The organism is Piscirickettsia litoralis (assembly GCF_001720395.1).
In the GTDB taxonomy this organism is placed as follows: domain Bacteria; phylum Pseudomonadota; class Gammaproteobacteria; order Piscirickettsiales; family Piscirickettsiaceae; genus Piscirickettsia; species Piscirickettsia litoralis.
In genome coordinates this window covers 112,253-125,861 of record NZ_MDTU01000002.1, presented here as the reverse complement: position 1 = coordinate 125,861, position 13,609 = coordinate 112,253, and the positions used below count along the sequence as shown (strand labels likewise).

Below are 13,609 nucleotides of genomic sequence, written 5' to 3'. Positions count from 1 at the left end.
TGATTATCTTGTCTAAATCAAAAACTTAAATAAAACATAAAGATACTAACTCTTGTGAACGTTATGGTCGGCATTCTGTCGAACATGGTAAGATTGCAATATTTTATTGTTATATACTATAATAAGTAGCATTTAGTAAATATGAGGGCAGAGTTATGGCACAAGCAGTTAGTTTAGACCAGGAGCTTGTTAATGATGCGAAAGCGCATAGCAGCGTATTCCATCGTTCATTAGCAAAGCAAATTGAACATTGGGCGAGAGTTGGACAGGTGGCCGAAGATAACCCTGACTTACCTTATAGTATGATTCGTGAAATCATGCTGGGATTAGAGGATGTGAGATCTGGTAATGTAGAGGAATATACAGGTTCACTATGAAGATCCAGTTAACCACTCGATTTAGAAAAGCAGCAAAAAAATTACCAACATCATTAAAAAAAGAGCTAGAAAAGGCAATTAATGTTGTTTGTAAGGAACCAGATATCGGAGAGGTAAAAAAGGGTGATCTTGGTGGAGTGAGAGTTTATAAATTTAAAATGCAAAAGCAACTCACCCTTTTAGCATATGTTTATGATAAAGATAAAGATGAAATTATTATCACTTTTGTCACATTTGGAAGTCATGAAAATTTTTACACCGAAGTAAAAAAATACGTGAACTAGCAGGAATTGAGCGATGGACTTACAACGAAAACCAATACACCCCGGCGAGTTTTTGCGTGAGGAATTTTTAGAGGTTGAAGGAATAACGCAACTAGGGGTATCACCCACATCCGTGTCAAAATTTACGGTTTAGCACCACATGATTGACTGTAACAGTAAATTTCCACAGGCCATATGATGTCAGCTTAGAGTCTAAGACCTTTATTTTGAACATGTCATCTTTTAAAAAACAAACCTTAAATTGACACTTTGAAGGTGATTATCTGACGTCAATTTAGGCTGTACTTCAATTTGACATCCTTACCGTAAATTTTGACACGGATGTGGGTGATACCCCAACTAAAGTAAAACTATAGACCCAGCACTTTATTTGTTATACCTTCGTGTTGACCTGTCTATAGGTTCAGGGTTCATAATCACTTTGCGGTTAATGATTAGGAAGTTATATGTTAACAGTAACCCAACTTGCTAGGAAATATGGTCTCTCTAGAGCGGCCATACTGTATTATGAACGTGAAGGCTTATTACAGCCCTCACATCGCTCAGATAATGGGTATCGATGGTATGGTTATGAGGAAATAGAGCGACTGGAAGCAATCATCTCGTACCGTTCATATGGCTTGTCTGTTACTAACATAAAGGATTTGCTAGATCGCAAAACTGGGATGTCTCAGGCTCAAATATTGAAAGATCATTTCAATGAGCTGGAAAAAGAGATCAACCTCCTCAGAAAACAGCAGAAAGCAATTGTTGCATTACTGCAAGAGCCAAAACTAATAGAGGCAAATATGGTAACTAAAGAAAGATGGGTAGAAATAATGAAGGCTGCAGGATTTGATGAGGCAGCTATGCGTACATGGCACCAAAAATTTGAGGAGATGGAGCCGGACGAACATCAAAATTTTCTTGAGTCTTTGGGAATTAACTCTGAAGAAATAAAACGCATCAGAAACTTGTAATAACCAAGAGCTTCATTTTGAGGCTCTTAACTTTTCATTAAAACAAAACACACAAACATTTATTGAATAATTCGATTTCAAATAATGTGAGATAAAGTGATTTATAAAATCAGTTAATGTGAGACAAAAAATTATAGCGTCAAATAATGTGAGAAAACTTGATATTTATAAAGTCAATAATGTGGGACAAAACGGTGCTATTAATGCGAGAAAAACTGATTATGAAAGCGAGAATTTACAACTAATTTAAGATTAGGTAAGACATTGCATGAAATGTGTGCATTGGCTGCGGCTGAAAATGAACAGAGTTTAAATGAGTGGATTGTTCAGCAATTAAATAACAGTTTACACTCCGATAATAATAGAGCTTAACTTTAGGGGGTGGGGATGCAAAAAGAAGTCGCAAATAAAACGCTAGGTAGCTATTTAAGAAAAATTGATGTGCTGTGCGATGAATTAAAGCTCAGCTATCAAGTTGAGCGAGATAATAAAGCTTATGCGGTAAACCTCTTCAAAAGCTATGAAGACGCAATGGATGTGCTCACAGGTGATACTTTGCATGAAGCGATGTTTAACGCGATTACTTTCTTGGGTGACAAGAAAGAGCAGTTAATGGAGAAAATTATTTCTAACGAAGAAGCTGAAGAGTGTAATGATCAGGCTGAAATGATCAAAAATTATAAAGAGCCGGAGTACACTTTTTAAATTGAAATGGTTACACCTAACTAAATGTTTATGATGTGGTTTTTATCCATATTACAGCGCCGCAAGGGTTGGCGTAGAGTTAATTCAGTATTAATTGAAATTAACTAGATTTGCTGCTAAATTTAAGTCAGTATACATAAGTGTTTGAAATAAATTGGTAACAAATGAATTAATGAGCAGATAGAGAAAACCCCCAATTCTTAGAGTAACTCGCCAAAGTGAATAAGAATTGAGGGCATCAGGATCAAAAAACTTATACTGAAAGTGTATAAGCTGAGCTTTTTATTGTCAACACAAAATGACAGACTGAAGTAAAAAATTCTCCTGAGTCTTCTCCATCTCCACTCATAGAGCACAGCTCAAGAACATGTTGTATTACAACTGTATGAATATGCGGTTGATTTAGATTCGATACAGAGCTGTTGCCAAACTGGAGATAATAACGTGAAAAACAAGGCAACAATAAGTCATGGCTGCTGGCCACCCAATCTCGAACATGCTGAGCGGCACCGCTCGCAGGAAAGTAGGTACTTAGCAAGAAAAAATCGCTGACTCTTTCTTATTAGAGCTAACACATGTTACCTAAAGAGAGAGTCTTAGAGACTTTTAAGAGTTCATTGCCTAAAAAGCCTTACTGCAGTTATAAGCTCAGTGAGGGGCTTTCGATATGGCCAGCCGAACTCGCATTAAAAACAAATTATATTCAGCCTAACTCACCGATGAGTATTCACTGGATGGTGATCGATATTGATCGGCCAGAGAGTGCACTCTTATATGAAAAGCTGAATTTGCCGACACCGAATATTATTGTCATAAACAAAACAAATGGACATAGCCACTATTACTATAAAGTTGATGAAGTTTATACAAGCAAGAATGCAAGCATTAAAGCACAACGCTACTATGAAGCGGTTAAAAAAGCGTATGTAAAAGCGCTTGATGCCGATCCCGCATATACAGGTTTGATCGCCAAAAACCCTGTGTCTGACCAATGGCTCACACTCTATTTAACAGCTCATGAATATCAACTCGGTGAGTTGGCCAGCCACGTAAAATTAGAAAGTCTATTCATTCCTAAATCTCGAAAAATTCGTGATGAGGATGGCCGGAATGTTCAGCTTTTTGATACCCTACGCTTTTGGGCATATGCAAATAAAAAAAAGCTATCGATCGGAAGAGGCTTTTTATGTTGGTTGTTTGGCCAAAGCAAAAGAGATTAACAATAAGGGCTATTTAAACTTTGAAGGTCGATTGGCCAGCAAAGAAGTGGAGACGACAACAAAAAGTATCTCAAAATGGGTGTGGAAGTTTTACCAAGGCACTGGCCAAGCCAAAGCTAAGAACAGCGGGGTGATGGAATTAGAGAAAACAAGGCTTACATCAAGAGAAAGAATGCAAGCAGGAGCGCTTTATACCGCCCAGGTGAGGCGTAATAAAACATGGAAGAAGCTCAAGCGAGCAGCAAGTACGGCAGAGTTGAAAATCAACTTTAAACTTAACTTACGGCAAGTCGATATTTCAGAACGTTCAGGGCTGTCATTGCGGACTGTACAATATTATTGGAGAGAGTTGCTTAACTTCATTTTGAAAGGCGCAAATAGGGGTGCTTCAGGTATAAGCCGAGCCGTCGGTTTGGGGGTGGTCCAAGCTCTTAAGCAAATCGTTGGGCTTCTCCTGGATCGGCGGGTTCAAAACTTTGGATTGTCGTCTTGTAATTTTAGTGGGTTTTGTGGGGGTGGGCGAGAATTGAGTGAACCTGAGTTGATTTAAGTTATTTTTTTGGTAGCGTAGTGGCTACTGTTTGGAATTTGGGCATTTCTGATGAAAGATGTTACTCCTGCTTCATATAATAATGCGGTAAATCTTGCGATCGTTTCTGCGAATCGGCTTAATTCGGTGTTGAAATATCTCGAATATGAGGATGTTGAAAGTGTAAAGGAGTGCGTTATTGAATTGGTTAAGTTAATCGTTTGTCAATTAGATTACATGCCTGGTGACGTTACAGTTCTAAGTTATATTGAGGACAATAACATTCATAAGTTATCTTGGTTTCAAGGGATAATTGTTAAGGAGACTGAATAATGAAAGCCTGGGGATTTAAAGAGTTTGGGAACACGCCTTTTTATTGTTTTGATGTACCTGAGCCTAAATTAGAAGAGGGAAAAGTAATAGTTAAGACTATTTCAGCAGGAGTTAACCCTACTGATTGGAACACAAAGATTGGAATTTATCCTTATGATATTTTTCCATTTATGTCTGGATGGGAGCTGTGTGGCGAGGTTATTGCGGAGAAAGGAACGCAGCATAATGTTGGCGATATTGTTTATGGGCTTATAAATTTTCCTGAAATGGCGGGCTGCTATGCTGAAAAGGTGTCAGTAAATGGTGTTGATGTTGTTCCAATACCTAATAATATTCCTGCAAAAAAGGCGGGAGCTTTACCATTGGTTGGACTATCAGTAATTCAAGCTTTTGATAAAATATCTGCAGCTCGTGGAAAATCAATATTGATCACTGGTGCATCTGGCGGTGTTGGTCATATGGCTGTGCAGCATGCAAAAAATTATGGCTTACATGTAATTGCTGTTGCATCGAGTAAGAATGAAGATTTTGTAAGAGGGTTGGGGGCGGGTGATTTTATTGCTTACGATAAAGAAGAGATTAAACTGTCTGGTGATGTTGATATATTGTTTGATATTTATAAGGAGGCCTTCCCATTTGAAGCGGTTAAAAATGGTGGGCAGATATTAACCCTCCAAGAGAGGAAGCAACAGGAGTTTAAAAATATCAACTATGTTTATCATGTTGTAAATCGTAATGCCGATGATTTACTTAGACTAACAAAGTTAATTGAAGTGAGGAAGATTATTCCACATATTTCAAGTACCTTCCCTTTTTCAGAGGTTGAGCAGGCTATTAGACAAGTTAGCCATGCTCATGCGAAAGGGAAGATTATTGTGGATTTTAATCTTCAACCTTAATGAGAGTTTTTTTATTGTTTTGTCTTTTTATTTTTAATTCAGATTCGGGGTGCTCATAGACATTATGTTCTTCGCCGTAATATAAGTTAAATGAGAACGGATTAAGGAATCTGAGTTCATCTAATCTATCCATTTTTTCTACCCTAATAAGTGCTTCTGATATATATCTGATTAATGGCAGGAGCGCAATTTCAAGCATGACTTTTATTATTAATTGATCTAGCATCATTTGACTTAATTCATGTATTGGTAAAATAGACCAAAATGCGATGCCGATAAATAAGAAACTATCTATTACAGATGTAATTAGCAATGCAGTTAGTGTCCGCAAACTTCTGCGCCATCTATGCATTTTTAATAATTGAACAGCAGTTCCTGCAATATATTCAGCCACAAAAAAACTAACGATTGCAGCTAAAAGAACAGCGCCAGTTAACATATTATCATTAGGTAGACCAAGAATATGAATTGTAAGCTCTTTTACACCAAAAACCATTGTTGTGCACCCTAGAGCTAAAATGATAGCCAAGCGCCCATATTTTACTCCATATACATCGGAGATCATTGTTTGAGTAATGTAGGCGAGTGGGGCGCAGTATAATCCCGCTGAAATTGTGATAAACGATACTGGGTGAACAATGTAGTGACCAATTAAGTTTCCTGTGATCACAATCGATACTAAGAAAGCTACTGGTATCGCATATAACCTTGGGGTAACTTTTTTATTTTGAGGTTCAGCGATTCTAATGCTTGCTTGCATAATTTTCCTTTTATTTTATTTATTTTAATCTGGTGGGGTTGGATGAATAATTAAACTAGGAGAAAGTTTAGATGCTGCTTCTTTCAATATTGAGACCTTACTTTCTAACGTTAATGCTCGCCATGCTCCGCTTAACATATATTCTTTCAATGGCTGTTCTTGAGCGTGTACGCCCTCGCTGGTGCGAATATATATCATTCCGTCTTTATAAACAATACCATCAATCGTGTTGCTATCGCTGGCGATAGCATCTAATTTATCAAGCAGGGTAAAGAAAATTTTAAAAAATTTTCGTTTGCGATTGTATTGAGTGGATTTTGGTGCATCAATGGCTAGGTCGGATTCTGTTAATATATATAGATCACGTACTACACCGAGTATGCGTGGGTTATCATCGAAATTATAACGAATAGGCTTACTATTGTTTTTAATTGGAAATAGATATATTGATCTTTCTGGAAGTTGTGAATACTTAACGATATAAGGGTCAGTTTTACTATCGTCTCTTACGAGTAAAAGGTCTGAATCTTTGCAGGCTCTGCGTTCGACATTGATTTGAGTTCCAGCCTCAAAAACACCTGATTGCCATGAAGTTTGAACGCTCTTGCTGAACTTAGGTAAATATTCAATAATTTGATCTTCTGGTATTTTCTCCAAACCTAAAATCAATGATGCAGGAATATTCAGGCTTTCAGCTAAATTTTTAACAAGGTCTGAGGATGGGTTGTTAACAGAGCCAGCAGCGATATTATTGATTGCTGCTTGCCTAACTCCTAACAGTTTTGACAAGCTATTTTGAGTTAACGAAGAAGGCTGATTATCTGTTGTACATAATTTATTGATTAAATAGCTAACGCTATTTGCATAGTTATCATTATTCATTTTAAAATTTTAACACCATAAATGGATATACTGCGCTTTAATAATAGTCGTTGAAATATTTACCCTTTTAGTAGTAACATATTTTACTCTTAAGCGCTAACGCCACCTACTAGGATAATCGCAGGGTAATAACTATGCAAAACATAACGGAACAACGGATTAATTTAGCTGCACTGCATAGATTGATATATAAATACGGTTGGTCAGACCTAATTTTAACTCATATTTCATCTAGGACGAGTCAGGAGCAATACTTAATGGCACCGTTAGGACTGCCATTTAATCATGTGAATGCGTCATCGCTGTCATTGATGCTATTTGGAGGTTTGCCGGCCAATGAAAACAGTCAGCCGGTTAATCCTGCGGGTTCCGTGTTGCATGAGGCAATTTATCGAGCACGAAGTGATATTGGTTGTGTAATTCATACACATACAACAAGCGGTGTTGCTGTTTCTATGTTAGAAGATGGGTTAAAGTGTGCAGATCAAATGTCACTGATGTTTCATAAAAAAATTAGCTATCACCCATTTTCGGGGATTAGCGTAGATATGGAAGAGCAAAAGAGCATTATTGCCAACTTAGGGGACGCAGCCTGTTTGATTTTAGAAAACCATGGATTAATTGCCACTGGGCAGACTATCGAAGAAGCTTTTTGGAATTATTACTATCTAGAAAAAGCATGTGAAATTCAGTTAAAATTGTTGCCTGCTCAAGCGCAGTTAATAGAGATTGATCAAAGAATCAAGCAAAAAACTCAGCAGCAACACGAAGAATTCAACACAAAAAAATCATTAATACAAGGTATACCAAATAACGCACAGCTTGCTTTTAATGCAGCTGTCATGGATTTGCCTGATGACTACAGAGCATAATGAGAGGATGAAATGAACGAATCAACTAAGCTTTATATGCCGCTTTCTGTACTTGCTGTGGCATTACTTACAGCAACCTATTGCTTAGCATACAAAATGACTGACTTTATCGGTTTAAAAATAAGTACAGGAATCTTTATTTTTCCTTTGATTTACTCTATCACTGATATTGTATCTCAGGTATATGGTTCCAAAAAAGCTAAAGAAATGATATATACTGTTATCCCTGCAGCCTTGATCTTTTCAACTTTAGTCTCATGGATGTCTTATTTTCCAGGGGAACAATCAGAAGCATACATTACTGTTTTAGGCAGCTTGTGGCAGTTTAATTTAGGCATAATGGTCGGATTATTTTTTGGTTCACGAGTTAACATTTTTGTTGTATCAAACAGTAGGTTAGCTAATAATCCTAAAGTTAAATTTTGGTTGAGAACACTTATCGCAACAGGGGTTGGAGAGCTTGTTATGACACTTGCTTCATTGTCTATTGAGTTCGTTCAACACCTTAGTTTGCATGGAATACTTCAGCAAACGGTTATAATCTATACAATTTCATTGATCTATGCAGTTATTATGTCGTTTTTTATCACGCCAATAACGAATTTTGTTAAAGCTGTTGAGATTGGAAGTGTGAAAAATTTTGCTACATTAAGAGGTTTATAACACCATGAATATAAGGAAGTATAATGCAGAGATACAGTCAATTATATACTTGCTTAAAGCCGAACAAGAGATTAAAAATGACTTGGTGTGCTGTTGGGAGGTGCGCCAAGTTAAAGGTGATGATGTAAGAGTTGAATTGAAACATAAACAATTAGGGCGATTAGATTATTTCGATGATGTTCGGCGAGTTGCGGCAAATAAAACGTTATTACAATCAATATCCGACTGTGATCGAGCTTTAGTTTGTCAGATGGCGCTTAGAGCTTATGAGAGTCACGGTATACTTCAATTAAAAGGATTTAAACATAAAATAAGAAGATTGCTTCCATGTTGGAAGGGTGGTGTACATTCAAAAAAGGTTTTAACCGAAGAAGGCAAGCAAATTGAGTTAAAAGAAGCTTTACAGGAGCTGTATAAAGACTCTGAAAACTGCGATAAAAACATTATGGATATTGCCTATTTACAAGGTAGAGCTGATGAAAAAATGTCTAGCAGGAGACTGTAATTTATTTTGTGTAATCGCTTATCAATAGTACCCTAGCAAGGGTTTTAGGCAAGTGTTACAGCTAGTTAAGTAAAATTTGCATGACAACCAATCACTCTAGCTTTAATTTCAGAGGGCTTTGATTTTCTAATTGGCCTAATGAATGGGGCATCGGCAATGTAATATTCCCCTTGACTGTTAATTCTATACTCTCTAAATATAGGTCTATCCATGTTGATTGGGTGACATATAACCCGCGCCCCAGTTGGCGGGACACTTTGCGGCAATAAAGGTTTGCAGACTAAAAAATCACCTACTTCAAGACCAACACTTTCTTCTTTGTCCTGCTCTTCAGCCATTACAGCAAACAAGTCGGTATAATCGTCGGTGATAGATAAGTCTATATTATCTCGATGGACATTAACGTAAAGATCAGCTTTATAAGTTAAAATGTCAAGCTTTCCTGTTTCATACCAGTCTATTATCGGGATAATAAGAGACTCTCCATGAGTCTGTGGCATCATGTTTTTCTTGTAATAAAACGCTTTACCCTCTCCATGTTGCAGCCATGAATAACGAAGGTTTGTATATGCAGCAATTTTTTTTAAATATTTTGATGATGGGAATGCAGATCCATACAGCCACTCTTCAACAGTTCTAATTGATCTCCCAGTGATTAACGATAAAGCCGACTCTCGATCTTTTCTAGTGTTTTCTACATTTAACCATTGCAATGTAAAATTTAAACGTTCAACAATACCCATTCTTTAAATTCTCTCAAATCGTATTATTTTGATAAAGCATAGTCATATTAGTAATATCTATAATCCTAAATTAGAAAAAAAAAGCAAGCTTGTTGCAAAAATAATTTAATCAGTTATATTTGATTGAGTTACTATTTAAGTAAGGATTAGTTTAAAGAAAAGGTTGGTATTAAAGTATCTTGCATATATTGACAATGTTTGGCGACGAAGCAATATATGCAAGACATAGGAAAAACAGGAGTACTGTTTAAACACTTTGTGTTTAATCTTACCTCTTTTTTTCTAATTTTAATAGCCTTTTTAATTTTGTTTATTTTCTTATATTGTCTAAAACAGATTTTCAAGTTTTGAAAAGGAATCATAATGGAAAAAAAAGAAGCTACAGCTATAGCTCAATCTCTAACTGAAAAGGAGTTACTGCCATTTTTACGTTCTTTAGAACCAAAAATGGTAAGTGACGAAGTGTTTCTATCATTTTGCCAAACAACCATCTTAACCATGACAAAAGTGATGCGTGACTTTTGTGTGAATTATGATGATTTTGATTGCAAAGATGCCTGGCTAGAAAATGTAAAAGAGAATATTCATAAAGGGGTCGACAAATTCTTTAAGATAGGGGGTGGAGAAACAGGATTGAATATAATGTCAAAAACCTTTTTTCAATAATTCGTAATTTTGGTCGTCAATTGGTCGTTTGTTTTATAAGGGGTGGGTTATTCTACTTAAAACGCGGAGGTTTTGGATGCGTAGATGTAATTGGACACCAAAAGAAGTATCAATAATGCTGCAGCATTACTTGGATAAAACGGTAAATGAAATGATGACATTATTGCCTGGACGAAATAAAGACCAAATTTATAGTAAGGCGAAGCGGATGGGGTTAACTTCTGTCCGGAAAGATTTCCTTGAGCCTGCCTCTAATGATAAAAATATGGTTGAAGTGGATCTCTCATCAACTGAGGGCGTGGTTAAGCTTATCAGGTATTTTAATGCGATGGGACTTAGATTCGTTGTTGAACCCGGTGCTCAAATTCAATCGATATAGGGTGCTTTCATAGCTCTATAACACTCTAAGTGAGTTTATTTTTGTGACTTATATTCAAGATATAAGCAGGCGGCTTGCGCCTGCCAAAAATTGACTCTCTCACTTGAGCGAATTTGTGCAGCAAATAAAAGAGAGAGTTCTACACACTTTTGTTGAGACGTTGCCCGCTAAGCCTTATTGCTCTTTTGATATTCAAAAAGAAGGGGTGAAAATTTGGCCGAAAACGGGTGCGTTAAAAGCAAACTACATACAAGCGAATGCGCCTACGAGTGTGCATTGGTTAATTTTTGATATAGATAAGCCAAACTCAGCTTTTTTATACGAAACTCTTAACCTGCCCGCGCCGAACATCATCAGTATCAACAAGGTAAATGGTCACGCACATTATTTTTATAACATCCATGAAGTCTATACGAGTAAAAATGCTCATTCAGCGCCTCAAGAGTATTTAAAAGCGATTGAGCAAGCTTATGTTAAAAAACTAGGCGCAGACAAAGGATATACAGGGCTAATTGCCAAGAATCCGCTTTCTGAAGAATGGTTGAGTCTTTATCCTTCTGAACATAAATATACCTTGGGGGAGCTTGCTGAATATGTGGAGCTAAAGCGTAGCTTTATAGCCCCCACTCGAAAAGTTCGAGAAGATGAAGGCCGCAATATAGAGCTGTTTGATCAGTTGCGCTTTTGGGCGTATGCAGAAAAGAAAAACCACACCTCTTATGACTCGTTTTATTCGGCCTGTTTGGGTAAAGCCAAAGAGCTGAACGCTGAAGGTTATAACAGTGCATCGGGTTACTTACCAGTGAGCGAAATTAAAGCTACTGTGAAAAGTATCACCAAGTGGATCTGGAAGCACTACCAAGGAGCGGGACACACTCACAAAAATAAAGGGGTGATGGATTTAAGTGAAACTCAGCTGACACCCACTGAAAAAATGCAGGCAGGGGCTTTATACAGCGCAGAGATAAAGCGGACTAAAACTCTTAAGAAACTACAACGAGCCGCTAGAAGTGCAAAGCTAGGTATCAACTTAAAACTTAACCTTAATCAAATCGATATTGCTAATCGCTCGGGAATGTCTCACAGCACAGTCAAACGCTACTGGCAGTTGCTCCTCAATTATATTTTTAAGGGGTTCATTAGGGGGTTATCAGATATAAGCGCCGGTGGTACGGCGGCACTGGGTTTGTTTATTGGTGAAATTGTTAGGCTGCTTTTGGATCGTCGTCCTCAAAATATGAGCTTAGAGAAGGTTGATTTTAGTGGATTTGGATGTGTGGATCATGAGACTGAGCGGGTGTGAGTTTTGTTGGTCTTTTGTTTTTTAAAATTATTTTGTAATTGGTCGTTCGATTGGTCGTTGTTTTCAAGGTCAGTCGGTTAGCATGGTAAAAAATTGAGGAGATAAGTAATGAATAGAAGCCAGTGGACCCAAGAAGAAGAGCAGCTGATGCGAGAATATTACCCAGTTAAGAGTGTTAAAGAAATGCAATCGTTGCTGCCGGGGCGAACTAAAGATCAAATCTATAGCAAAGCTAAGCGCATGCTTCTCGCTGGTGCTGATGGTGCCGAGATGGCTGGAAAAGGGGCGACCGAAATTGACCTAACCCCTGAAGCGGTTAACACGTTTTTGAAGACGTTTAATGTGGTGGGATTGAAGCTCATTGTTAAGTCGACTCCTCAAGCGATCGCAGGATAACAACATGGCAAAAGAGTCTGCAGGTGAGCGATTGCTCAGGGTGCAATGTGAGCTTGAAGGTTTGTTAGTCGAGCAAGAGTACCGCTTTCATCCGAAAAGACGCTGGCGGTTTGATTTTGCAATGCCTGAATACAAGCTGGCTGTTGAAGTTGAAGGTGGCACGTATTCTCAAGGGCGGCATACTCGAGGTAAAGGCTTTGAAGCTGATTGTGAAAAGTATAACGCAGCGGCTCAGTTGGGTTGGCGAGTGCTTCGTTACACCCCGCAGCAAGTTAAAAAATTTATTGCTATCCGCCAAATTAAAAATATTTTGGATGAAATTGAGGCTGAGATGATTAAACAACCTAACCGGAAGTTAACGGAAGAGATGTGCCGTTATATTGCTAGAAGCTATCCCTTATTAACGATAGAAGATATTTCTGAGGCACTTGATGTAAAGCGCAGTGACTGCATCAAGAAGTGGGGACTGTATAGATTGAAATACGAGACAAACTATGAAGTTTATAAGGGGTATGCGGCAGGTGGAAGGATGGAAGCATTTGAGAATCTGATGCAGCGCCGAAAGCAATTTATAGAGCAATTAAAAACGGGTAAAAAAGCACCGCAACCTGTAGAAGTAACCCCGGCTCCAATAAAACCGCAAGCTTTGTTTTTAAGGCATCGTAGTCAACGAGAAATTGAAGGGAAGTTGCACGTATGAGTTGGTTTGAGCGGCTATTAAGCACCTTAGAGCAAGGCGTATTTTCGTTATTAACGACGGTGATCCTGTTGTATGGAGTGGCTGGAGTGATGTATTTGCTTCAGGTGATTGGTAGTCATTTTACTGTCTTTATTGCTCCAGATTTCGGTCGAGCATTGCTGATTGCGTTTGGTTTGGTATTTTTGTCTGCGTTTGTGGGATTGTGGGTTAATAGTAAGGGGATATCTAGTGGAAAATAATGAACATAAAAGCAGAGAAATGGAGACGCTTAAGTGAACGAGTATAGACAAGAGTTAATGAAAAAAGCTGAGGTTGAGTTCGGTGAGATTTTTGAAGATGTGCAAAAAAGTGTGATCTGCGTAGCGGAGGACATTGATAAACAAAGTGAGCAATTGTTTTATTTTACTGGCTTTATGAATATGTTAGTTGATCAA

At 37.7% G+C, this 13,609-nt stretch carries 21 protein-coding genes and 1 pseudogene; 18 read left to right on the top strand and 4 right to left on the bottom strand.

Annotated elements, in window-relative coordinates; translation table 11 throughout:
* Window positions 1-155: 155 nt before the first annotated feature.
* The 5 genes and pseudogenes from BGC07_RS15585 to BGC07_RS15570 all read left to right on the top strand — a co-directional run bounded on the left by BGC07_RS15585 (window position 156) and on the right by BGC07_RS15570 (window position 2,325).
* Window positions 156-377 (top strand): TA system antitoxin ParD family protein, encoded by a 222-nt coding sequence (locus BGC07_RS15585; RefSeq protein WP_069313997.1) that lies wholly within the window; start codon window positions 156-158, stop codon window positions 375-377.
* Entirely contained in the window at window positions 374-661 is a 288-nt protein-coding gene (locus tag BGC07_RS15580) for a type II toxin-antitoxin system RelE/ParE family toxin (protein WP_069313996.1), read from the top strand. Before BGC07_RS15585 ends, BGC07_RS15580 begins: the two co-directional genes overlap by 4 nt.
* Window positions 662-1,107: 446 nt before the next feature.
* Entirely contained in the window at window positions 1,108-1,620 is a 513-nt protein-coding gene (locus BGC07_RS15575) for a MerR family transcriptional regulator (protein WP_069313995.1), read from the top strand.
* 255 nt (window positions 1,621-1,875) lie between these two features.
* A pseudogene (locus BGC07_RS24015) lies at window positions 1,876-1,992 on the top strand (toxin-antitoxin system HicB family antitoxin); the annotation flags it as partial.
* A 15-nt stretch (window positions 1,993-2,007) separates the two neighbouring features.
* Window positions 2,008-2,325 carry a hypothetical protein gene (locus tag BGC07_RS15570; RefSeq protein WP_069313994.1) on the top strand — a complete coding sequence of 106 codons (318 nt, stop codon included), beginning with the start codon at window positions 2,008-2,010 and terminating at the stop codon, window positions 2,323-2,325.
* 253 nt (window positions 2,326-2,578) lie between these two features.
* Here BGC07_RS15570 and BGC07_RS15565 read toward each other — a convergent pair whose 3' ends face one another.
* Window positions 2,579-2,863 carry a hypothetical protein gene (locus tag BGC07_RS15565; protein ID WP_069313993.1) on the bottom strand — a complete coding sequence of 95 codons (285 nt, stop codon included), beginning with the start codon at window positions 2,861-2,863 and terminating at the stop codon, window positions 2,579-2,581.
* 37 nt (window positions 2,864-2,900) lie between these two features.
* On the opposite strand from BGC07_RS15565, the gene BGC07_RS15560 reads away from it, so the two are divergent.
* The 4 genes from BGC07_RS15560 to BGC07_RS15545 are packed head-to-tail and all read left to right on the top strand — an operon-like array spanning window position 2,901 to window position 5,306.
* Window positions 2,901-3,545 (top strand): replication initiation protein, encoded by a 645-nt coding sequence (locus BGC07_RS15560; RefSeq protein ID WP_069313992.1) that lies wholly within the window; start codon window positions 2,901-2,903, stop codon window positions 3,543-3,545.
* On the top strand, window positions 3,523-4,095 hold the full coding sequence (locus BGC07_RS15555) for a hypothetical protein (protein ID WP_069313991.1): 573 nt from the start codon (window positions 3,523-3,525) through the stop codon (window positions 4,093-4,095). Before BGC07_RS15560 ends, BGC07_RS15555 begins: the two co-directional genes overlap by 23 nt.
* Before the next feature lie 51 nt (window positions 4,096-4,146).
* Window positions 4,147-4,407 (top strand): hypothetical protein, encoded by a 261-nt coding sequence (locus tag BGC07_RS15550; RefSeq protein WP_069313990.1) that lies wholly within the window; start codon window positions 4,147-4,149, stop codon window positions 4,405-4,407.
* Window positions 4,407-5,306, top strand: a complete 900-nt coding sequence (locus BGC07_RS15545; protein WP_069313989.1) for an NADP-dependent oxidoreductase — start codon at window positions 4,407-4,409, stop codon at window positions 5,304-5,306. The genes BGC07_RS15550 and BGC07_RS15545 overlap by 1 nt, the downstream gene beginning before the upstream one ends.
* Here the strand turns inward: BGC07_RS15545 and BGC07_RS15540 are convergent.
* Complete coding sequence (locus BGC07_RS15540) at window positions 5,290-6,066, bottom strand: VUT family protein (RefSeq protein WP_069313988.1); 777 nt, start codon at window positions 6,064-6,066, stop codon at window positions 5,290-5,292. The genes BGC07_RS15545 and BGC07_RS15540 overlap by 17 nt on opposite strands.
* Window positions 6,067-6,090: 24 nt before the next feature.
* Entirely contained in the window at window positions 6,091-6,948 is an 858-nt protein-coding gene (locus BGC07_RS15535; RefSeq protein WP_069313987.1) for a helix-turn-helix transcriptional regulator, read from the bottom strand.
* 134 nt (window positions 6,949-7,082) lie between these two features.
* On the opposite strand from BGC07_RS15535, the gene BGC07_RS15530 reads away from it, so the two are divergent.
* From BGC07_RS15530 to BGC07_RS15520, 3 genes are read left to right on the top strand one after another with little or no spacing between them, the layout of a single operon-like run.
* The gene (locus BGC07_RS15530; RefSeq protein ID WP_069313986.1) at window positions 7,083-7,820 is read left to right on the top strand and encodes a class II aldolase/adducin family protein; all 738 of its coding nucleotides are present in this window, start codon (window positions 7,083-7,085) and stop codon (window positions 7,818-7,820) included.
* 12 nt (window positions 7,821-7,832) lie between these two features.
* Complete coding sequence (locus tag BGC07_RS15525) at window positions 7,833-8,483, top strand: queuosine precursor transporter (protein WP_069313985.1); 651 nt, start codon at window positions 7,833-7,835, stop codon at window positions 8,481-8,483.
* A 4-nt stretch (window positions 8,484-8,487) separates the two neighbouring features.
* The gene (locus BGC07_RS15520) at window positions 8,488-8,988 is read left to right on the top strand and encodes a hypothetical protein (protein WP_069313984.1); all 501 of its coding nucleotides are present in this window, start codon (window positions 8,488-8,490) and stop codon (window positions 8,986-8,988) included.
* Between the two features lie 65 nt (window positions 8,989-9,053).
* Here BGC07_RS15520 and BGC07_RS15515 read toward each other — a convergent pair whose 3' ends face one another.
* Entirely contained in the window at window positions 9,054-9,731 is a 678-nt protein-coding gene (locus BGC07_RS15515; RefSeq protein ID WP_069313983.1) for a hypothetical protein, read from the bottom strand.
* Window positions 9,732-10,094: 363 nt separating this feature from the next.
* Between BGC07_RS15515 and BGC07_RS15510 the strand changes: the two genes are divergently transcribed.
* The 6 genes from BGC07_RS15510 to BGC07_RS15485 all read left to right on the top strand — a co-directional run bounded on the left by BGC07_RS15510 (window position 10,095) and on the right by BGC07_RS15485 (window position 13,414).
* On the top strand, window positions 10,095-10,397 hold the full coding sequence (locus tag BGC07_RS15510) for a hypothetical protein (RefSeq protein ID WP_069313982.1): 303 nt from the start codon (window positions 10,095-10,097) through the stop codon (window positions 10,395-10,397).
* Window positions 10,398-10,473: 76 nt separating this feature from the next.
* On the top strand, window positions 10,474-10,776 hold the full coding sequence (locus BGC07_RS15505; RefSeq protein WP_069313981.1) for a hypothetical protein: 303 nt from the start codon (window positions 10,474-10,476) through the stop codon (window positions 10,774-10,776).
* A gap of 115 nt (window positions 10,777-10,891) precedes the next feature.
* Window positions 10,892-12,079, top strand: a complete 1,188-nt coding sequence (locus BGC07_RS15500; protein WP_158006983.1) for a replication initiation protein — start codon at window positions 10,892-10,894, stop codon at window positions 12,077-12,079.
* A gap of 108 nt (window positions 12,080-12,187) precedes the next feature.
* Window positions 12,188-12,475 (top strand): SANT/Myb-like DNA-binding domain-containing protein, encoded by a 288-nt coding sequence (locus BGC07_RS15495; RefSeq protein WP_069313979.1) that lies wholly within the window; start codon window positions 12,188-12,190, stop codon window positions 12,473-12,475.
* A 4-nt stretch (window positions 12,476-12,479) separates the two neighbouring features.
* Window positions 12,480-13,175: a PDDEXK family nuclease gene (locus BGC07_RS21280; RefSeq protein WP_069313978.1), complete on the top strand. Its 696-nt coding sequence runs from the start codon at window positions 12,480-12,482 to the stop codon at window positions 13,173-13,175.
* Window positions 13,172-13,414 carry a hypothetical protein gene (locus tag BGC07_RS15485; RefSeq protein ID WP_069313977.1) on the top strand — a complete coding sequence of 81 codons (243 nt, stop codon included), beginning with the start codon at window positions 13,172-13,174 and terminating at the stop codon, window positions 13,412-13,414. The genes BGC07_RS21280 and BGC07_RS15485 overlap by 4 nt, the downstream gene beginning before the upstream one ends.
* The last annotated feature ends 195 nt before the right edge of the window (window positions 13,415-13,609 follow it).